This window comes from Streptomyces iakyrus (genome assembly GCF_000717055.1).
GTDB lineage: Bacteria > Actinomycetota > Actinomycetes > Streptomycetales > Streptomycetaceae > Streptomyces > Streptomyces iakyrus.
On the sequence record NZ_JNXI01000001.1, the window covers coordinates 67,465 to 87,886 of the forward strand.

At 70.8% G+C, this 20,422-nt stretch carries 12 protein-coding genes, 1 other RNA gene and 1 pseudogene; 8 read left to right on the top strand and 6 right to left on the bottom strand.

Annotated elements, in window-relative coordinates:
* Positions 1-80 precede the first annotated feature (80 nt).
* On the top strand, positions 81-593 hold the full coding sequence (locus OO68_RS00290) for an ATP-binding protein (RefSeq protein WP_033306026.1): 513 nt from the start codon (positions 81-83) through the stop codon (positions 591-593).
* A gap of 18 nt (positions 594-611) precedes the next feature.
* Positions 612-2,066 (top strand): hypothetical protein, encoded by a 1,455-nt coding sequence (locus tag OO68_RS00295; protein WP_051814213.1) that lies wholly within the window; start codon positions 612-614, stop codon positions 2,064-2,066.
* Positions 2,067-2,109: 43 nt separating this feature from the next.
* Here OO68_RS00295 and OO68_RS00300 read toward each other — a convergent pair whose 3' ends face one another.
* Positions 2,110-3,150 (bottom strand): beta family protein, encoded by a 1,041-nt coding sequence (locus OO68_RS00300; protein WP_033306027.1) that lies wholly within the window; start codon positions 3,148-3,150, stop codon positions 2,110-2,112.
* Between the two features lie 260 nt (positions 3,151-3,410).
* Here OO68_RS00300 and OO68_RS00305 point away from each other — a divergent pair, with 260 nt between their 5' ends.
* Both OO68_RS00305 and OO68_RS00310 read left to right on the top strand, forming a co-directional pair.
* Complete coding sequence (locus OO68_RS00305) at positions 3,411-10,463, top strand: DEAD/DEAH box helicase (RefSeq protein ID WP_033306028.1); 7,053 nt, start codon at positions 3,411-3,413, stop codon at positions 10,461-10,463.
* On the top strand, positions 10,460-12,721 hold the full coding sequence (locus tag OO68_RS00310; RefSeq protein WP_033306029.1) for a UvrD-helicase domain-containing protein: 2,262 nt from the start codon (positions 10,460-10,462) through the stop codon (positions 12,719-12,721). The genes OO68_RS00305 and OO68_RS00310 overlap by 4 nt, the downstream gene beginning before the upstream one ends.
* Before the next feature lie 337 nt (positions 12,722-13,058).
* Here OO68_RS00310 and rnpB read toward each other — a convergent pair.
* From rnpB to OO68_RS00325, 4 genes and pseudogenes are all read right to left on the bottom strand, one after another.
* Positions 13,059-13,470, bottom strand: an RNA gene (rnpB, locus tag OO68_RS42925) — RNase P RNA component class A.
* Positions 13,471-13,594: 124 nt separating this feature from the next.
* A pseudogene (locus tag OO68_RS48565) lies at positions 13,595-14,374 on the bottom strand (DMT family transporter); the annotation flags it as partial.
* Between the two features lie 19 nt (positions 14,375-14,393).
* A complete protein-coding gene (locus OO68_RS00320; RefSeq protein ID WP_033306031.1) occupies positions 14,394-15,221 on the bottom strand; it encodes an AraC family transcriptional regulator in 828 nt (275 codons plus the stop codon).
* A gap of 23 nt (positions 15,222-15,244) precedes the next feature.
* Positions 15,245-15,808, bottom strand: a complete 564-nt coding sequence (locus OO68_RS00325; RefSeq protein ID WP_033306032.1) for a Uma2 family endonuclease — start codon at positions 15,806-15,808, stop codon at positions 15,245-15,247.
* A 134-nt stretch (positions 15,809-15,942) separates the two neighbouring features.
* Here OO68_RS00325 and OO68_RS00330 point away from each other — a divergent pair, with 134 nt between their 5' ends.
* The 4 genes from OO68_RS00330 to eda all read left to right on the top strand — a co-directional run bounded on the left by OO68_RS00330 (position 15,943) and on the right by eda (position 18,835).
* Positions 15,943-16,698 carry a MerR family transcriptional regulator gene (locus OO68_RS00330; RefSeq protein WP_033306033.1) on the top strand — a complete coding sequence of 252 codons (756 nt, stop codon included), beginning with the start codon at positions 15,943-15,945 and terminating at the stop codon, positions 16,696-16,698.
* Positions 16,695-17,273: a hypothetical protein gene (locus OO68_RS00335; RefSeq protein ID WP_033306034.1), complete on the top strand. Its 579-nt coding sequence runs from the start codon at positions 16,695-16,697 to the stop codon at positions 17,271-17,273. Before OO68_RS00330 ends, OO68_RS00335 begins: the two co-directional genes overlap by 4 nt.
* Positions 17,274-17,326: 53 nt before the next feature.
* Positions 17,327-18,109 carry a peroxide stress protein YaaA gene (gene yaaA, locus OO68_RS00340; protein WP_033306035.1) on the top strand — a complete coding sequence of 261 codons (783 nt, stop codon included), beginning with the start codon at positions 17,327-17,329 and terminating at the stop codon, positions 18,107-18,109.
* Positions 18,110-18,184: 75 nt separating this feature from the next.
* Positions 18,185-18,835: a bifunctional 4-hydroxy-2-oxoglutarate aldolase/2-dehydro-3-deoxy-phosphogluconate aldolase gene (gene eda / locus OO68_RS00345; protein WP_033306036.1), complete on the top strand. Its 651-nt coding sequence runs from the start codon at positions 18,185-18,187 to the stop codon at positions 18,833-18,835.
* On the opposite strand, the gene OO68_RS00350 is transcribed toward eda, so the two are convergent.
* Entirely contained in the window at positions 18,810-20,420 is a 1,611-nt protein-coding gene (locus tag OO68_RS00350) for a bifunctional RNase H/acid phosphatase (protein WP_033306037.1), read from the bottom strand. The two genes, eda and OO68_RS00350, sit on opposite strands and share 26 nt — an antisense overlap.
* Between the last annotated feature and the right edge of the window lie 2 nt (positions 20,421-20,422).

Below are 20,422 nucleotides of genomic sequence, written 5' to 3' on the forward strand. Positions count from 1 at the left end.
CACACACCGTCGCCTACGGCGGCTCGCTGTGCGCGCGTCGGCCCTGGGCACGGCCGCGTGCGCCCGGCAGCGTAGGCGCCATGAACAGGAAGCACTCACCCACCTCCATGACGGCGGCCGCAACACGCGACGCGGCAGAAGTGGGCGCCAGGACCGCCGAGTTCACGATGCGCTTCAGCTCCACTCCGCGCGGCGCCCACCTCGCCCGCCGCCTGGTCGCGGACCGGCTCGACGCGTGGGGCCATCCTCATACGTCCACCGCCAACGAGACGCTGACCCTCATCACGGCGGAGCTGGCCGCCAACGCCGTACGCCACGGGCACGTACAAGGACGCGACTTCGAGGTGCGACTCGTCGCTACCGGCGAGACGCTGTGCGTGGAGGTCTCCGACACGCGTGCGGAGCGCGTGCCACCGCTCTCCCCGCGCGAGGCTCCCGGTGACGCCGAGACCGGTCGTGGGCTGATGCTCGTAGCCACTCTGGCCGACCGGTGGGGCATCGAGCCCCGGGCGATGGGCCCCGGGAAGACCGTGTGGGCGGAGACGGGCTGTCCCCTCAGCAGCCGCTTGCCCGCCCTAGGGATGCCGCGATGACTCGCGTACTCTCCGTGCATGGTTTACGTCATAGCGCTCAGCGAGAAGGAACTTGACCGTATTGACATGGACCTACGGCTGAAGCGGTCCATCACCAAGACTGTCGCCGCCGAGTCCTTGCCTAATGGTTCCGAGCCGCAGATCACTCTACTCGTCAGACGGTCGTCCGTGGCCGGGCAGGCTCCGCTGGTTTGGCTGGGGGTCGTACGACAGCCACGCGGAGAGAAGGTGGCCGCAGTCGACTCCCGGGTCAACGTGGAACTGCTACGAGAGTGCCCCGTCTCGGTCTCGTTACGGGCCATCGAAGCGAAATTGCCCCTTGATGTCCGCCACGTGATCGTTGCTGCTTCGGACAGGGAATTCACCATCCTCGACGCCGTTGCGTCCGAAGCTCTCCTTTCGGCCCTCGCCCAGCACCATGAGAAGCTGCGCCAGCTGCTCGACTTTCTGGGTGAGGCCGCCGAGCCAGAACGCCTCGATCCGCTGAGTCGGGCCGAGGACGCCTCTTGGCAGGAGCAACTCGAAGCTGCCCGGCTGGCAATGGCAACCGTGGGGATTCCGCCTGCTCGGCTTGCCGCTTGGCGCCGTCCGACCGATCGCCACGCGCCGGCTTTGGCTGGTTTGATCGCCGAACCCTACGAACCGTCGCTACTCGACTACGACATGCATCACTTCTTCGACGGAGACGACGTCTTCCAGGCCATGGGGCCTCCGTATGTCGGCGGCTCTCTCGGATCCGCCTTTCGATGCGATATCCAAGTCTTCGAACACCTCGGCCGCCGAATCGAAATCGCGAACGTCAACGCATCACCGGTCGAAACCCGCCTCGGCACCGACCTGATTTTCTACCACGAGCCGACGCAAAGCTTCGTGCTGGTGCAGTACAAGCGCCTGCCACACGAGGCCGGAAATCGCTGGATTCGCGTTGACAAGAAACTGCTGAGTCAGCTGGACCGACTGGAGCGCGTGGCCGCCCTCAGCCGCCCAGCGGGCCTTCCCCACGAATGGCGGCTCGGCCCTGATCCATGCTTTGTGAAGCTCTCCTACTGGCCCCTGACGGAAACCATCGATCCAGGCCCCTCGCCCGGCATGTATTTGCCCGTACCGTACGTGCGGCTTCTACTGGAAGACGACGTCACGCGGGGCCCCAATGGCGGACGGATGCTCGGGTACCCCCAGATCGACCGGTATCTGACGAACACCGAGTTCACCACGCTCATCAAGAATGGATTGGTGGGCACCGTCGGCACAACGATCGAGGAACTCGCGGCAATCGGTGCGCAACGGGCCGAGGAGGACAAAATGTCCGTAGTCCTCGCCGTCGAGAGGGCCACGGGCCCACTGCGGGAGACGGTCAAGGAGCGGCACAAGCGCAACCACGCTCAGGGGTACGACAAGGCGCTCGCCAACCGCTTGCGCAGGCAGCGTCGTTACGCCCCCATGCCCGGTCAGCAGACGTTCCCCGAAGCGTAGGGCTTGGCAGTCTCGGGCCCGGTCCGACTCGGCTCGGGAACACTCACAAGCCCAGGCTCCGCAACACGAAACTCATGTGCTGGATGTTGCCCACCTTGTTCCACGTCGAGTGGCTGCCCGTACTGACTGAGCCTTCGGTCCGATCGCGCAACCACCTCTCTCCTGTTCCCGCCTCCGCGCCCCGGAAGTCCGCGAGCCCGGTGAGGCAGCACGCGGCCTCCCGGTTGGCGTCGTCGTACTGCCTGCCGTGCGGCACCTTGGACAGGTGGTAGGAGCGGGCGGTGGTGTAGCGGAGGATGCCCCACGGCGGGCCTCCGCCGCGCGCGGGCGGGGTCTGGGTGACGTACGTGGCGGGGTGGATGCCGTAGTCGCCGTAGCGGAGTCGGGGGAGGTACGGGCGTTCGCCGTGCTGGATCTCGTGCCAGGTTTCCCAGTCCGTACGCGGGGCCTCGTACGGGAGGCCTTCCCGGAAATCGGCCGGCGGTTCGGGGAAGCCGCCCGCCACCACGGTCACGGTGCGCCACGAGGTGAGCGGGATCAGGGAGTCCAGGGCGCGCAGCGCCTCCTTGGCGGCTTCGGGGCGGTCGGGCAGGACCGTGCAGAGGTCGAGGAAAAGGGCGGCCGGGTGGTGCGCGGGAAGCCGGTCCAGCAACTCGCGGACGTCCGAGGCCGTGCCGTCGTTCCACTCGCCGGGGAGACGCACGCGGATACCGAGCACGTCCTCGCGTCGCCGAGCCACGGCGAGGGCGAGTGCCTGCTGCGCGACGGGGCGCCCGGGTCCGGTTACGGGCCGCAGGTTGCGGTGGTCCCACCAGTCGAGGGGGAGAGCCTCGGCCAGGACCGCGGCTTCGGTGGCGTCGGCGAACGGCGCGTCCAGCCACGCGGATCCGTGGCGCTGTGCGGCGGTGACGCCGTCGGCGTCCTTGCCAATCCGTTCGGCCAGCGGCTTCGGCAACATGCCGGGGCGAGGAGGCAGTGTCCACAGGGGAGCGACCCGGCGTTGTACGTCCGGCGTCAGCTCACGGTAGGCGGCCGTGGCGTGCGGCCGGGTCGCCAGGACTGGAACGTACAGCGGTACGGACATGGCGTCCCCCTCGGCGCTGCCCGTGCACGGTGTTTTCCTTCAGGGTGAAACCATTGGCCGGGGCCGGAAAGGGCGCCAATCAGCCATCGGTTCGCGGCTGGGCACGTCCGATGCCGCAGCGGGCCGGCGCCGGATCACCCGGACCGGGTGTACCCGTCCCCTCACACACTGTCCGACCTGCGCTATACGGTTGATCCGCACCACACGAGGCGACCGTTGCCACGCGCGCGTCTCGGGATCCACGGACGAAGGGGAGCGTCGTGAAGCCCACTCTGGCCGCCGCGCAACTGCGGGGCAGTCTGACGCAGTACCTCACGACGACCTACGCGCTGGCCGACGACGACACCCGGCGGGCCCTGGAGCGGTTCCTGGGGGACCCGGAGTCGGGGATCTTCCGGGGGCCGTATCTGCGGATCAGGACGCCGTTCCACAAGGCGGACGACGGGTGGGAACGGCATCTGGAGTGGCGGCCCGGGTTCACACCGTGGCGGCACCAGGCCAAGGCGTGGCAGCGGCTCAGCACGCTGGGCGGCAGGGAGGCCGAGCCGACGCTCGTGACGACCGGCACGGGTTCCGGCAAGACGGAGTCGTTCCTGGTGCCGGTTCTCGACCATTGCCGACGGCAGAAGGCTCTCGGGCGGCGCGGTGTGAAGGCCGTACTCCTGTATCCGATGAACGCGCTGGCCACCGACCAGGCGGGCCGCATCAGCGACTACCTGACCGCGACCGACCTCGCCCAGGTCACCGCGGGTCTGTACATCGGCGACCGGCCGGACACCGACTTCCGCCGGGTCATGACCCGGCGCGAGGAGATGCGTGTCTCCCCGCCGGACGTGCTGATCACCAACTACAAGATGCTGGACCTGCTGCTGCAGCGCGGTGAGGACCGGGCTCTGTGGGAGGGCGCGGACGTCGCGTACGTGGTACTGGACGAGTTCCACACCTACGACGGCGCGCAGGGCACCGACGTGGCCATGCTGCTGCGCCGGCTGGCGACGGCGGTCGGCGCGACGCGGCCGGAGCGTCCGCTGGGGCGGATCTGCCCGGTGGCGACCTCCGCGACGCTCGGGGCGGGGCGAGCGGGCACGTCGGCCGGGGGCATCCTGGACGTGGCGGCGCAGGTGTTCGGCATGCCGTTCACAGCGGACGCGGTCATCGGCGAGGAACGTATGACCGCCGAGGAGTTCACCGGCGAGGTCGACTACGCGCTTCCCGAGCCGCCCACTCCGCAGGAGGTCATCGCGGTGTCGGGCGGCGTCGGCGTGGAGGCGAAGCCGGACCTGCTGGACCTGGACGGGCTCGCCGCCCGCATGCTGGGGCGGCAGGGCCTCGACGCGTTTCGTATCGGCCGTCTGTTGAAGCGGCACGACTTCACGCAGGGCGTGCTCGCGCTGCTCGACGGCGAGCCGCTGGACGAGTGGGGTCTGCGGGACCGGCTCGCGCGCTTCGGATACGCCTGGGGGCGCACCGCCCGGGAGAATCCGCAGCTGGTGCTGCAAGCCCTGTCCCGTTTCGTGGCCCTGCTGTCCGCCGCCCGGGACCCCGACTCCGACGAACGGCGACCGCGTCCGCTGCTGCACGTGGAGGCCCACCTCTGGGTGCGGCCGGTGACGCGTGTGCTGCGCGGGGTCGGCCGGACACCAGAATTCCGCTGGTACGAGGACGACCGCGCGCAGGCGCGGCGCGCCGCCCTGGCCGCGGCTCCCCCCTCGGACGAGGAAGACGGGGCCTCCTCGGGCAACGGGTTCTCGGGCGGGGCGAACCGGCCGCAGCCCCTGGCAGGCACGGATACGGCGGTGCGGCCCGCGCAGGTGCATCTGCCCGCCGTCTACTGTCGCGCGTGCGGGCGATCCGGCTGGGCCGCGCTGTCCCCGGAGTCCGATCCGCAGCAGCTCGTCATGGCGCAGGACCGGATCTGGCGGGCCGGCGTCGGCCGTGACAAGCGCCGCATCCGCTACTTCATCTCCGCGACCGAGCCGGAGCGGCGCCAGGCACTCGACGCGCTGGCCGGGCGACTGCCCGCGGGCAGCGGCGTCGATCCGCTCTCCGTGGTGGTACTCGACGGGGCGCAGGGCACCTACCGGCTACCGACGGAGGGAGACGACGGGGACCTGGTGGACGCCTGGTTCGCGCTAGCGCTGCTCGACAAGAAGACCGCCGACAAGGCGGCCAGGGACGACCGCTGTCCGGCGTGCAACACCGACAACAGCATCCGGTTCCTCGGTACGGCGCAGGCGGCGCTCGCCTCGGCCACGGTCACCCAGCTCTTCACGGGCGGGGACATCGCGCTGGTACCGGAGGAACGCAAGACACTGCTGTTCAACGACTCGACGCAGGACGCCGCGCACCGCGCCGGGTATGTCGCCAACGCCTCGTACAAGTTCTCGCTGAGGTCGCTGCTCGCGCACAACCTCGACGACTCGGGCGCGGCGACCGCGCTCAACGACCTGATCGGCAACGTACTCGACTCGGTGGACGACCCCGAGGCGCTGGCCGCCGTCGTACCGCCGGATCTGCACGACGAGCCGGGTGTCGACCGGGTGTTGTCGGGGCGCGGTACCGGAGACGCCCCTACCTGGCGGCTGATCGGTGAACGGCTGGCGTTCGCCACGGTCATGGAGTTCGGGCTGCGGTCACGGCTCGGTCGCACCCTGGAGCTCACGCGGACGGCCGCCGCCGAGGTCGTCGTCGAGAACCCTGAGCGGGTCACCGACCTCGCCCGTGATCTGCACCTCGCGCTGCCGGGCCAGATGGTGATGACGGGCGGACTCCCGACACCTGAGCGGTATCTCGCCTATGTGCGTGGCCTTCTGGAGCGGCTGCGGCTGCGCGGCGCGGTCCGGCACCGGTGGCTGGAGCAGTGGATGCGGGAGGCCGGTGCCGACCGGTTCCTCATCAGTGGGCGGCGACCGGATGGCATGCCTGCGTTCCCGGAAGGGGTCGCCCCGCCGAGGTTTCTGCTGGACGGCCAGAAGGACAGGACAGAGTTCGACGTGGTCACCGGTCGGCAGGCCTGGTTCCAGGACTGGACCCGCCGCTGTCTGGGGCTGGACGCCGTCGGGGCCACCGAGTACCTCCGTCGGCTGCTACCCGCCCTGGCCGACGAGCACGTGCTCAGCGTGCGGACGGCGAAGGACCGCACCACACGCGTCTACGGTCTCCAGCCCGGCCACATCCAGGTACGGCTGCTGGACGACTCGATCGTCAACAAGGCGTTCGTGGCGTGCGAGGACTGCGGCTGGCAGCAGGTCGTGCCGCCGGAACGGCGTACTCGCTGGTACGGCCATCCGTGCCCGCGCTACCGGTGCAAGGGGTACCTCACACCGCCACAACCGGGGATGCGCCTCTCAGCACCGTCCGAACCGGACGGCGGCAGCGGGGGCGTCACCGGGGTGGGCTTCGGTGCTCTGCAGGAGCGGGACTACACGAACGACTACTACCGGCGGCTCTACCTGACCGGTGGCACATTCCGTGTCGTGACGGCCGAGCACACCGGCATGCTGACCCGTGCGCAGCGCGAGCAAGTCGAGCGGACCTTCCGCGCCGGCACGCACTACACCGACCCGAACGTGCTGTCCTGCACTCCCACGCTGGAACTCGGCATCGACATCGGTGACCTGTCGGCCGTGCTGATCGGCTCACTGCCGAAGGGGCCCGCGAACTATGTGCAGCAGTCGGGCCGCGCGGGACGTAAGACGGGCAACGCGCTGGTCGTCGCGTTCGGCGGACGCCGGGCTCGGGACCTGTACTACCTGGACCAGCCGCGAGAGATGATCGCTGGCGACATCGTGCCGCCGGGCTGCTATCTGTCAGCGGTGGAGATCCTGCGCCGCCAGTACACCGCGTGGCTCCTGGACCTTGCCGCGCGGGGCGGGCTCAGGACGGCGGACGGCGAGCAGTTGCAGCCGGTGCCCCGACTGGCGTCCGCTCTCTTCGGAACGACGGGTTGGTGCCAGGACCTCGCGGATGCCGCACAGACATATGGGGCGACACTCGTCAAACAGTTCCTGGCCCTGTTCCCCGAAGGTGGGTCCCCCGTGCAAGGCCCAGGTGACTCCCCCTCGCGGGACGGTGACGACGCCGGGGTGTCCGCGCACGCCGCCGACGCACTCCGGGAGTACGCGAAGGGCGGCATCGTGCGCGCGCTCCAGGAGGCGGAGGAGGACTGGACGGGACGGCGAGAGGAGTTGCGGCGCAGGATCGCCGCGATCGACGAGGCGGTCGACGCGCTTGCTCGCACGGACGAGGTCCAGGACCGCGAACGGCGGGAGCTGCTCGCCGAGCGCCGCAGCACCGGCGATCTGCTGCGGGACCTGAGCCGGACCAGCGCACACGGCACGCTCGTCGAGCTGGGTCTCCTGCCGAACTACAGCCTGGCCGACACCACGACCCAGCTGGAGGCCACGCTGTACTGGTCCGAGGTCCCCTCGGACACCGACGAAACCGCCCAGACGCCGGGCGGAACCGACGCGCCGAAGGAACACCGCACCCCCGCCGGTACGCCTCGCGTCTACCGCAGCGAGACCCGCGACTACGAGCGTTCCCGCAAGATCGCCCTTACCGAACTCGCCCCGGGCAACAGCTTCTACGTCAACGGCTACAAGCACGTGGTACGCGCCCTCGACATCGGCAGCCCGGAACGCCGGGCCTGGTCGGTGTGGCGGCTGTGCCCGGCCTGCGGGTACGTGCGCACACGCGACGCACAGACCGACACCTCGCCCTGTCCGCGCTGCGACGGACGTGAGATCGCGGACGCGGGGTGTGTCCAGTACGTGCTCCAGCCGCGTCGGGTCGTGGCGCGCGACAAACGGGACGACGCACGGGTGCGCGACGACCGCGACGAGCGCGCCCGTCGGCAATACGCGGTCCTCACCACCGTGGACATCGACCCCGCGCACCTGGCGACCGGTTCCTGGCGGCACGACACGGCGACCTTCGGCGTGGACTTCTCCCGCCGGGCCGTCATCAGAACGCTGAACCTGGGACTCGACCGGCAGGACGGCAGCTCCACGGTTCCGCTGGCGGGCGAGGACGTCCGGATCAACCCGTTCTACGTCTGCACGAGTTGCGGCGGCGCGACGGCGGACGGCCGCCCGGTCGTCGACCAGTCGCAGCACGCGCTGACCGAATCGGGGGCCGCAGCGACGAAGGGGAGCGCCCACCATCTGCTGTGGTGCCCCCGGCGACGCACCCAGGGCTCCGGGCACGACGAGAGGCGAGGGCCGGGTCAGGACGTACCGCTGCTGCTGGCCCACGAGTTGACCACGGAAGCCGTACGCATTCTGCTGCCCGCCTCCGTGACACGAGCCCGGGAGCGGCTCGCCTCGTTCACCGCGGCGCTGTTCGCCGGTATCGCGGCGCGCTACGGCGGCGACCCCGACCACATCGAGATCGCCGCGGCCTCGATGCCGGACAGTCCGGAACAGCTCGGCTCCGACTTCCCGCGGCGCTTCCTCGTCGTCTACGACCGGCTGCCCGGCGGCACCGGCTATCTGCACCGGCTGGCATCCGCGGCCGGGTTCCGCGAGGTGCTGCTGAAGGCACGCGAGGTCATCGAGAACTGCCCGTGCCAGCAGAAGGAGCTGGACGGCTGCCACCAGTGCCTCCTGCGCAGGGTACCCCCGTCGGACTACGACCGGGTCTCCCGCCGCGAAGTCCAGTCCATGCTGGACGAACTGCTGGGAGCCGATGGCGAACGCTGGCGGACCTCACCGGTCTCGACGACCCGCCAGATCCCGCTGGAACAGCAGGCGGAGAGCGACCTGGAGGTCATGTTCGTCGACACGCTGGAGGAGTGGGCCAAGCAGCCGGAGTCCCGTGCGGCGGCGGACACGTACACCACCCCGGCGGGCACCCGGGCGCTGGACCTGCGGCTGACGACCGGCGACGGAGCCACCGTGAGCTGGCGGGTCTCGCAGCAACGCGTCCTGGACGGAACCCGACCCGACGTGCTCTTCGAGCGACTCGACGCTCCCGGACCACGGCTCGCCGTCTACCTGGACGGATACCGGTATCACGCGAGCCCCGAGCACAACCGTCTCGCGGACGACGCGACGAAACGGGCCCGGCTGCGGGCCGACGGGCTGAGGGTGTTCCAACTGACGTACTACGACGTCAAGGAGTGGCGACGCCGCGTCCGCGACACCGGATATGCCGGAGTCCCCCCCGTCGATCCGGTCTGGATGCCGTACGACCGGACCGCCCAGGACCGGGCGCGCTCCTACTACGCCCAGACCCGGGGTGGGCTGCCCGGAGAACTGTCGGAAACCGTCTGGGTCAACCCGGCCGAGCTGCTGCTCGCCTACCTTCGTGACCCTGACGCGCGACGGTGGCACCATCGCGCCGAAGCCACCGTGGCCGGGCTCATCGGCGCGCCCGGCCTGCGGGACGCACCGGTCGGGGCGGAAGCGGTCGGCCGAGCCGTCGAGGCGGCATTGCGCGACGAGGTCGTGGCCGAGCCGAAGGGCCCTGTGCGTGTCCTCGCGGCGACGGACAGGTCCGGATGCCGCCTCGTCCTGGTCGCCGACGTGCGGCACCGGCCCCCAACCTGGACGGGGCTGACAGTCCTGGACGACAGTACCCAAGCCGTCACGGAGGAAAAGACCCACAAAAGGCGTTGGCAGGCCTGGCTGTACTGGAGCAACGTGCTGCAGTTCCTGGAGCACGGCGGGGGCGACAGCGCCCAGCTCACCACCACGCTGCTCCACGGCTTCACCGCCGACGTGCTGACCGTGACCGGCGGCCAGGGATGGCTGTCATCGACGCGGGTCACGCCAGTCGTCAACGGCCAGCCACAGCGGGCCCCGGACAGCCTGCCATCGGTTGCCGTGACCGCCGGACTGCCCGCAGTACCGGCGCGAACAACCGAGGAACCGCCGTCCGACACCCGTTCCCGGCGGGACGGCGCCTGGGACGCGGTACTGGAGTACGTGGACCCCGACGAAGCCGGCCTGGCCGAACTGGCTCACGCGCTCGCGGACCTGGGCGTTCCCGCGCCTGAGGACGGCTTCGAACTCGACGAACACGGCTGGCAGGCCGAACTGGCCTGGCCGGACGCCCGGCTCGGCGTGGTGCTGGCGCCGCAAGGGACGCCCGAGGAGCCCGATCACGAGGCACAGGACCGTGACCGCGCTTTCGCCGCCGCCCATTGGGACGTACGTCCGGCGGGCGCATGGACCGCGGAGGAGATCGCCGGACGCCTCGGCGTCGCTGCCGCCCGGACAAGCGACGGCGGTCCTACGGGAGCGGGGCGGCCGGAAACCGGCACGACCAGGAACGACAAGAACGAGAACGAAGACGGGGAGTTGGCATGACGAGGACCGGGGGCGTGACGCTGCGCCTGCTCGACAAGGCGGACAAGGAGATCCTCCGGCTCCCGCGCACGGTCAAGGGCGCGCTGTTCGACTTCCAGCACAAGTTCAAGGAGAACCCGCGGACCCCGGGGCTCAAGCTGAAGCAGCTCAAGGGCGACAGCCGCATCTGGTCCGCTCGGATCAACGACGAGTACCGCGCCCTCCTGCTCAGACTGGCCGAGGACGACTGGCTCATCGTCTCGGTCAAGCACCGCAAGGAGGTCTACGACCGGCTGGCGTACGGAATCAACACCGTCACCGGTGGTATCGAGTACGTCGACCTCCAGGTGGTGGAGGACAGCGTGCTGCGGCGCATCCCTCCGCCGGAGTCACCGACAGCCGCCCCGGCCGTTCCAGCCCCATCCGTCGAAGCCCAACCCCTCGCTCCCGAGCCGCTGTTCGCCGCCTGGACCGACGGGCAGCTGATCGAACTGGGCGTGGCCGAGCCCCTGGTTCCGGTCATCCGCTCACTCACCACCGATGAACAGCTCCTCGGTCTGATCGAGTACGCGCCGCAGCTCACCGGCGAAGTCCTGCTCGCGCTCTACGACGGAAAGCCCTTCGAAGAGGTACGGGACGAGGTCACCGCCCCCGTCGCCGCTCCGGAGCCCGTCGACACCGAGGACTTCCAGACGGCAGCCGAACGGCCGGCCACCGTTGTCACCACGTCCGACGACGCGCTGCGCGAGGCCCTGGAGGCAGGGGACTTCGGCCGTTGGAAGGTCTTCCTCCACCCTGCTCAGTCCAAGCTGGTCGAGCGCCGCTACTCAGGTCCCGCACGGGTCGGTGGCGGCCCAGGCACCGGGAAGACCATCGTCGCCCTGCACCGCGTCCGCCACCTCGTGTCCCAACTGCCGTCCGGTCACAGCAAGCCGGTGCTGCTGACCACCTACAACAAGAATCTCGCTGCCGACCTGCGCTCCCGCCTCCTGGAACTGGGCGGTGAGCAGTTGCTGTCGCGGGTGGAGGTGAGCCACGTCGACCAGCTCGCGCTACGCGTCGTGAGGGAGGCCGAGCCCGGCAGCCGTAAGCAGACCATCGACGACAGCCAGGCCGTACGGGAATGGCGTGCGATGCTCGACGAACTCGGCGAGAGCGGCTGGGACGCAGAGTTCCTGCACGACGAGTGGACGCAGGTGATCCTCGGGCAGGCCGTCGGTACCCGCACCGACTACTTCCGGGCCCGCCGGGCCGGACGCGGCAAGAACATCGGCCGGGCCGAAAGGGCCGCCATCTGGCAGCTAGCCGAACGCTTCACGCAGCGTCTGGACCGGCTCGGGCGCCAGACATGGGACCAGGTCGCTGAACGGGCCGCCCGTCTGGAGATAGGGCGCGAGCAGCGCATCCGCGCCATCGAACGGCAGCGGGAGGAAGCGGGCGGCCTGGACAACGTCCACCTCCAGGACGGCTCGGGGGGCTGGCTCCGCTACCGGTACCGGCACATCGTGGTCGACGAGGCCCAGGACTTGCGCCCCGCTCACTGGAAGATGCTGCGCGCCATGACAGCCCGCGACCCGGATGACCTCTTCCTGGTGGGCGACACCCACCAGCGCATCTACAAGAACCAGGTGACGTTGGGCAGCCTTGGCATCAACATCCGGGGTCGGTCGGCGAAGCTCAGCCTCAGCTATCGCACAACACGGCAAATCCTGCGCTCCGCCCTGGAGGTGCTGGGCGAGGAGACGTACGACGACCTCGACGGAAGCTCGGAGACCCTCGCCGGATACCGTTCCGTGCTCAGTGGCAGCGCGCCCGGCATGCACCCATGCACGGACTGGCAGACGGAACGCGAGGCGATCGCCGCACACATCCTGGCCTGGGACGCCCACCCGGACGAGCGGATCGCACACGAGCAGATCGCCATCTGCGTTCCCACCAATGTGATGGCGAGCGAGCTGGGAAACACACTCGGGGAACACGGCATCCGGGCCCTGGAGATCGGCGCCGACGGCGCCCGGGGCGAGCGCGGAGTCCACATCGGGACCATGTTCCGGTTCAAGGGGTTGGAGTACCAGCGCATGATCATCGCCGGGGTCAGCGACGGTCTGGTCCCCCGGGAGCAGGTCAACCGATTGCGTCAGCTGGACCCAGCCCGCTACCGGAGGGAACTCCAACGGGCTCGATCCCTGTTGTTCGTCGCGGTGACCCGGGCACGCGACAGCCTCGACATCTTCTGGCACGGCACCCCGAGCCCGTTCCTGCGTCGTTTGCCATCCTGAGCGGCGCGCAGCAGCGGATAATCTCAAGGAGTTGACACTTGGGAAGGTCGGATCGGTCACGCTCTGGTCCGAAAATGACAGCATCCAACCCCTGACACCCACCACCAGCCTTCCGCTGGTGGTGGGTGTCAGGGGTTTGGGCAAGCCGGGCTGCAGGGCACAGAGAATCACCGCAGCTCAGCGATCCGGAGGAGTGCCCGCAGTGGCTACCTTGGTGGCTACGCTCACAGCCGAGAGGTCCGGGTTGAGCCGGTATGTACCGTGGTTCGACCAAGCTCACGATCCCGCAGAAAAGAACCCCTGACCAGCAGGTTCCCTGGTCAGGGGTCCTTGGCGGCAGACGAGTCGGGCTGTACGCCGGGTTCTGTTCCCGGGGTTCCTCGCGGAGCCCCGGGCGACGGCCATCCATCTAGGGCCGGCGTTGCCACCGGCCTCGTGCGGTCTACCCGCGGACTCGGGCGGGCAGCCCTCGAACGTCCGCGCAGAAGCACCTCCGAAGGGGTGCTCCCTCTTGACCTTGCTCCGGGTGGGGTTTACCTAGCTGCCTGAGTCACCTCAAGCACTGGTGGTCTCTTACACCACCGTTTCACCCTTACCCAGCACCTAGGTGCTGGGCGGTCTGCTTTCTGTGGCACTGTCCCGCGGGTCACCCCGGGTGGCCGTTAGCCACCACCCTGCCCTGTGGAGCCCGGACGTTCCTCGGGAAGCTCCCCGTCAGGGGGACTCCACGCGGCCGTCCGCCCGGCTCGTCTGCCGTGTGGACCATGGTACCCGTACCCGGCGGACGTCCCGCTTCGGCGCCGCGGCCGCCGTGGCCAGCACCGAGCCCGCGAGGATCAGCGTGAAGGCGACGCCGATGCCGAGGGTCAGCTCCTCGTCCAGGAAGAGCGCGCCCGCGGCGACCGCTACCGCCGGGTTGACGTACGTGATCACGCCGGCCCGGGTCGGACCGACCTCCTTGATCAGCTCCAGGAACGCCACGAACGCCATCGCGGTGCAGATCACGCCCAGGCCGGCGAGGGCCGCCAGGACCTCGCCGGAGGGCATCGTCGCGGGCCTGGTCAGAAAGGCCGCGGGGGCGTACACAACCGCGGCCAGCGTGAGGCACGGGGTGATCAGCTGGAGGGTCGGGACGTCCTTGAGGTACCGGGCGGCGATCAGCGGGGCCGTGGCGTAGCCGACGACCGTCACCAGCACCTCGGCCATCGACAGGGCGTCGCCGCCGGTGAGGTGCGGCAGGGTTAGGACCGTGACGCCCGCGAGGCCGAGGGTCAGGCCTGCGATGCGGCGGGCGCCCACACGTTCCGCCGCGCCGAAGAAGCGCGCCAGGAGGAGGGCGACGATCGGTACGCCCGCGATGAGGAGTCCGGCGGTGGAGCTGGACAGGTGGCGTTCGGCGTCGGTCAGCGTCCACCACGGGCCGATGATCTCGATGACGGCGAAGGCCAGCATCGGCTTCCAGTGCGTCCGCACGGTGCGGCCGAAGCCGCCCTGGCGCAGGGCGAAGGGGAGCAGGAGTGCGGCGCCGAGGGCGCAGCGCGCGAACACCACCATGGACGGGGACAGTTCGTCCACCGCCACCTTGATCATCAGGTAGGGGACGCCCCAGATCACTCCCATGAGGGAGAAGAGGAACCAACCGCGTGCAGTCATGCGACGAGTCTCGGCCGTGTCACCCCCTGCTGTCTTGAACGCTGTTGCGGTACGCCGCCGGGGTCACCCCCAGCACCCGGCGGAACCAGCGGGTGAGGTGCGCCTGGTCGGCGAAGCCGACGAGGCCCGCGACCTCGGCGGGGCGCAGTCCGGCTTCCAGGAGGCCGCGGGCCCTGGCCACCCGGTGCTGGGCGAGCCAGGCGTACGGCGGTACGCCCATCGTCGTGCGGAAGGCGCGGAGCAGTTGGTAGCGGGACAGGCCCAGGTCCGTGGCGAGCAGAGCCAGGGAGGGAGGGTCCAGCAGCTCGTCGGCGAGGCGATCGCGTACGGTCCTGGCGATGCCGTCGGCGCCGGTGACGGCATCGCTCGTCGCCCGGGCCGTGGAGTGGCGGCGGGCCAGGGCCGTGAGCAGCCAGGGCAGCCGGGACTCGGCTTCCAGGGGGTCGGGGCAGGCGCTGATGTCGGTGTGGGCGGCGCGCAGGGCTGTCGCCAGTTCTGGGTCGTGGAGGACGGGGTCGCGGAAGTGGGGGAGGCCGCCGAGGGTGCCGTCGGTGAGGAGGGCCGGTTCGGCGTAGAGGGCTCGGTAGGCGTAGCCGTCGCAGGCGGCCGGGCCGCCGGTGTGCATCTCGCCGGGCTCCAGGACGACGATCGAGCCGGGGTAGGAGTGGATGTGCCCGCCCCGGTACGCGATGACCTCCGAGCCGCCGACCGTGACGCCGATGGTGAATTCGTCGTGGGCGTGGGGTGCGTAGACGTGCTGGTCGAAGTGGGCGGTGAGGAGGTCGAGGGGCGGGCCGGACCGGCCCAGGCGTGCCCTGGTCCAGCTGGTCTGTTCACGCGTCCCCATGTCGCACCCCCGCCCACAGGGGATCAGAGGAAGTCCGTGGTGTCCAGGTCGAAGGCGAAGGGGTCAGGGAGAGTGAGTGATCTGCCGAAGGCCGCGGTGCGGGAACGGAGGTAGTCGCCGTCCGGCTCGGTGAACAGCGTCGTCGAGGACGTGCCGCGGTCGACGAGCAGGTAGAAGGGGATGCCGCCGCGGGCGTAGCAACGCCGCTTGGCAATTCTGTCGATCTTCGGCCTGGTGAACGTCACCTCCAGCACCATGGTGACCCCCTCGCAGGACATCCATGGGGGAGCGCCCCGAAAGGCCCTTGCCTCCTGGGCGACGATCGTGCCGTCGGGGATCACGTGATCCGGGGGGTGACTGTGCGCAGCGCTCAGTCGCAAACCTTTGTTTCCCGAAAACAGGACGTCGAGCTGCGAGCGCCGGTGGAGCTGTCTGACGATCCGGCTGATGCAGTGCTCGTGGTGACCGTCCGGCTGTGGAGTGAGGACGAACTCGCCCTCGATCAACTCGGCGCGGAAGCCCTCCGGAGTGTCCAGTTCGAGGAACCAGTCCAGTAGTAGCTTCTGCGTGTACGGGTCCAGGCCCATGAGGTTGACACTCCTTTGCCGCGGTCACCGGCAAGACTGAGACCTGACCCGGATCACGGGGGCGGGAACCGGCTGCAGTTCCACCGATCGTGGGCTCTTGACCCTGCCGCAGCGTCAACGTCTTCACTGGTGGCATGCGGATCGGAGAACTCGCCGCGGTCGTCGGCGTCACCACGCGGGCCGTGCGGCATTACCACCATCTGGGGCTGTTGCCCGAGCCCGAGCGGCGGGCCAACGGGTATCGGGAGTACGGGTTGCGGCATGCCGTCGTGCTGGCGCGGATCCGGCGGCTGACGGAGCTGGGGCTGGGGCTCGCGGAGGTGCGGGACGTGCTCGCGGACGACGCGGGGAAGGACCTTGTCGAGGTGCTGACCGAGCTGGACGAGGATCTGGCGCGGCAGGAGGAGGCGCTCCGGGAGCGGCGGGCGCGGTTGCGGACGCTGCTGGACGCGGAGGGCGGGGTGCCCGCCGAGGGGCCCGTGTCGCCCCGGCTGGCCGCGCTGTTCGCCGGGACCGCGCATCTGTCGGACTCGCCCATGGCCGTCAAGGACCGCGAGATCATCGCGTTCCTGGAGACCGCCATGCCGGCCGGGGCCCGGGAGCAGATGGTGTCCTCGATCGGGGAGGCGCTGGGCAGCCCGGCGGCCGTCGCCCGGGCCGGGGAGGCCTACGCCCTGCTCGACGCGCTGGCCGGTGCCGAGCCCGGTGACCCGCGCGTCGACGAGGCGGCCCGGGCACTCGCCGGCTGTATCCCGCCGGGGCTGTTTCCGGAGGCCGGCGAGATCGACCAGGACGACGGTTTCCTGCGCGCCTTCTACGACGACCTCTCCCCGGCCCAGGCTGAGGCCATCCGCCGGACGCTGCGGATCCTCATGGAGGAGCGGCGATGAGGGTCGGGTGGCTGCTGGTGCGGCACGAGGTGCGGTTGCTCGCGAGTCTCGCCCTGTGGGTGGCGCGGCGTACGCACGGGGCGGGCGGGGGCCGGGCCTTCGGGTACGCGAGCGGGCAGGGGGCGATGATGGCCGGGTTCGGCTTCGTGTGCCTGGTCGAGACGGTGGCGATGTCCGTGCTGCTGCGCGACTGGCCGGCCGTGCACGCCGTGGTTCTCTTCCTGGACGTGTACACGATCGTGTTCGTGGTCGCGCTGCACGCCTCCTCCGTCGTGCGTCCGCATGTGCTGGACGCGGACCGCGGCTCGCTGCGGATCCGGCGGTACGTCCATGTCGACCTGTGCGTGCCGCTGGAGCGGATCGCTTCCGTGCGGCGTGAGCTGCGGATGACGCACCAGCGGGCCGAGGGGGAGCTCGACGTCGAGGTGGGTTCGCAGACCAGCGTCACGCTCGAACTGACGGAACCCGTCACGCACGTCACCTTCCTCGGGCGGCGCCGCGAGGTGCGCATCGTCCGCTTCCACGCCGACGACGCCGACGGGCTCGTGCGCGCCCTCGGCCGGGCGCGCGTCTGAGCTCCGCGTACACCCCCGTACGCTGTCGGCGGAGTTCGATCGAAGGAGTACGCGTGCTTGTCCTGCTGCCGCCGTCCGAAGGAAAGGCATCGTCCGGCCGTGGTGCGCCGCTGAAGCCGGAGTCGCTGTCGCTGCCGGGGCTCGCCGAGGCCCGGGAGGCCGTGCTCGGCGAGCTGGTGGAGTTGTGCGCCGGCGACGAGGACAAGGCACGTGAGGTGCTGGGGCTGAGCGAGGGGCTGCGGGGCGAGGTCGCGAAGAACGCGGAACTGCGGACCGCGGGCACCCGGCCGGCCGGTGAGATCTACACCGGCGTGCTCTACGACGCCCTGGACCTGGCGAGCCTGGACAGCGCCGCCAAGCGGCGTGCCGCGCGCTCGCTGCTCGTGTTCTCCGGGCTGTGGGGTGCCGTGCGGGTGACGGACCGGATTCCGTCCTACCGGTGCTCGATGGGCGTGAAGCTGCCGGGGCTCGGGGCGCTGGGCGCGCACTGGCGTAGGCCGATGGCGTCGGTGCTGCCGGAGGTGGCCGGGGGCGGGCTGGTGCTGGATCTGCGGTCCGCCGCGTACGCCGCCGCCTGGAAGCCGAAGGGCGAGGTCGCCGGGCGTACGGCGTCGGTGCGGGTGCTGCACGCGCCCACGCGGAAGGTGGTCAGCCACTTCAACAAGGCGACGAAGGGGCGGATCGTGCGCAGTCTGCTGACCGCCGGGGCCGATCCGAAGGGACCCGCCGAGCTGGTGGAGGCGCTCAAGGATCTCGGGTACGTCGTGGAGGCGCAGGCGCCCGCGAAGGCGAGCCAGGCGTGGTCGCTGGACGTGCTGGTGGACGAGGTGCACTGACGCGCATTGCCCACGCCTGTTGCATGCTGCGCAATGGCCTTTGCGGAGTCTGCATGCCGACGGCAGGATGACGCCATGGCCTCCCCTCCCCTGCCCGCCTCCGTGCTGGACCTCGCGCCCGTCGTCCCCGTCGTCGTCGTCGAGGACGTCGCCGACGCCGTACCGCTGGCGCGTGCCCTGGTCGCGGGCGGTCTGCCCGCGATCGAGGTGACGTTGCGGACGCCGGCGGCTCTGGAGGCGATCCGGGAGATCGCGCGGGAGGTGCCCGGGGCCGTGGTCGGGGCCGGGACGGTGATCCGTCCCGGGCAGGTGGCGGAGGCGGTGGCCGCGGGCTCCCGCTTCCTGGTCAGCCCCGGCTGGACGGACGTCCTGCTGGAGGCGATGCGGGCCTCCGGGGTGCCGTTCCTGCCGGGGGTGTCGACCACGTCGGAGGTCGTGGCGCTGCTGGAGCGCGGGGTGCGGGAGATGAAGTTCTTCCCGGCGCAGGCCGCGGGCGGCACGGCGTATCTGAAGTCGCTGTCGGGGCCGCTGCCGCAGGCCCGGTTCTGCCCCACGGGCGGGATCGGCCCGGACTCGGCCCCGGACTACCTGGCCCTGCCCAACGTGGGCTGTGTGGGCGGGAGCTGGATGCTGCCGCAGGATGCCGTCGCGGCCCGCGACTGGGGGCGCGTCGAGGCGCTGGCCCGTGCGGCCTCCGCGCTCAGCGCAGGTGGGACGTGTCGTTGAGGAGGCGGACGCTGGCGTTGCCGTCCGCGTAGTAGGCGACGACCGAGAGGGACGCGGCCGACAGTTCCATGCGGAACAGGGACTCCGGCGGGGCGCCCAGGGCGAGCCGGACGAGCGTCTTGATCGGGGTGACGTGCGTGACGAGCAGGATCGTTCGGCCCGCGTGGGCCGCGACCAGCTTGTCACGGGTGGCGGCGAGGCGGGTGGCCGTCGCGGCGAAGCTCTCGCCGCCGCCGGTGGGTTCGGCGTCCGGTGAGGCCAGCCAGGCGTTCAGGTCGTCGGGGTGGCGCTCGCGCACCTCGGCGAAGGTCAGCCCCTCCCAGGCACCGAAGTCGGTCTCGCGCAGCCCGTCGTCGATGGCCACGTCGAGTCCGAGCCGGGCGGCGACGATCCCGGCGGTCTCCCGCGTACGGGCCAGCGGCGACGACACGACGGCCTGGATCGTGCCCCGCCGGGCCAGCATCGCGGCGGCCCGCTCGGCCTGCTCCCGGCCGGCGTCGGAGAGGGAGGGGTCGGTTCCGCCACTGCCGGAGAACCGCTTCTGAGGCGTCAACGGCGTCTCGCCGTGGCGCAGCAGGACGAAGGTGGCTGGGGCGCCCATGTCCGCGGGCGCCCAGCCGGGGGCAGTGACGGCCTTGGCGGCCCAAGTGTCGGCGACGGCCTTGGCTGCCCGGGCGTCGGCGTCAACTTTGGCGGCACGGGTGTCGGCATTCTCGGCGGATGTGCCGGCTTTGGCAGCGGGGCGGACATCGGCTTCGGCCTTCACCACGGGCGTCCCGGCCGCCGCAGCGCGGATATCGGCGTCGGTCCTCGTGATGCCGCCCTCCGCCACGGCCTGCGCGGCACGCGCATCGGCGGCAGCCTCCGCCGGGCGGACGGCAGTCACGTGCTCGCCGGTCTCCGCGTCCACCTCGACCTGCGCCTCCGCGTCCGCCCCGACCCGCGTCGCCGGAGTCCGTGCCGCGTCGCCGCCCGACGGGCTCGTCGCCTCACGGGCGGAAGCCGGCGCGGCATCCGGGCCGGGGCCGGCCGGCCCGGCGGCGGCCTGGCCTGCCGCCAGAGCGTCGCGCACCCGCGCCGCACCCGCCGCCGCATCGCCGGGCGGTTCCGGAGTCGCCGCCGCGCGGGGTGCCGCGTGCAGCTCCGCCGTCGACGCCGCCTCCGACCACCGCTCCCCCTTGGCCCCCGCGTCCATCGCCTCGTTGGCCAGCCGGTCCGCGTGCTTGTTCTGGGCCCTCGGGATCCACTCGTACGTGACCCGGCCGGGCGGGAAGACCCGGGACGCCTGCGTCGCCAGTGGCTTCATGTCGGGGTGCTTGATCTTCCAGCGGCCCGACATCTGCTCGACGACGAGCTTGGAGTCCATCCGGACGTGGACCGTCGCGTCGGGGTCCAGCTCGTGGGCGGCGCGCAGGCCGGCGAGGAGGCCGCGGTACTCGGCGACGTTGTTCGTGGCGACGCCGATGTACTCGGCGGTCTCCCGCAGGGTCTCCCCCGTCACCGCGTCCCTGACCACGGCCCCGTAGCCGGCGGGCCCCGGGTTGCCCCGTGAGCCGCCGTCGGCCTCGACGATGAACTCCCGCACCG

Bases quoted from the DNA above. Each gene is read 5' to 3' on its own strand.
- OO68_RS00300 (WP_033306027.1), bottom strand. From the start codon at position 3,150: ATGTCCGTACCGCTGTACGTTCCAGTCCTGGCGACCCGGCCGCACGCC.
- eda (WP_033306036.1), top strand. From the start codon at position 18,185: ATGGCCTCCCCTCCCCTGCCCGCCTCCGTGCTGGACCTCGCGCCCGTC.
- OO68_RS00330 (WP_033306033.1), top strand. From the start codon at position 15,943: ATGCGGATCGGAGAACTCGCCGCGGTCGTCGGCGTCACCACGCGGGCC.
- OO68_RS00325 (WP_033306032.1), bottom strand. From the start codon at position 15,808: ATGGGCCTGGACCCGTACACGCAGAAGCTACTACTGGACTGGTTCCTC.
- OO68_RS00290 (WP_033306026.1), top strand. From the start codon at position 81: ATGAACAGGAAGCACTCACCCACCTCCATGACGGCGGCCGCAACACGC.
- OO68_RS00320 (WP_033306031.1), bottom strand. From the start codon at position 15,221: ATGGGGACGCGTGAACAGACCAGCTGGACCAGGGCACGCCTGGGCCGG.
- OO68_RS00310 (WP_033306029.1), top strand. From the start codon at position 10,460: ATGACGAGGACCGGGGGCGTGACGCTGCGCCTGCTCGACAAGGCGGAC.
- OO68_RS00295 (WP_051814213.1), top strand. From the start codon at position 612: ATGGTTTACGTCATAGCGCTCAGCGAGAAGGAACTTGACCGTATTGAC.
- OO68_RS00335 (WP_033306034.1), top strand. From the start codon at position 16,695: ATGAGGGTCGGGTGGCTGCTGGTGCGGCACGAGGTGCGGTTGCTCGCG.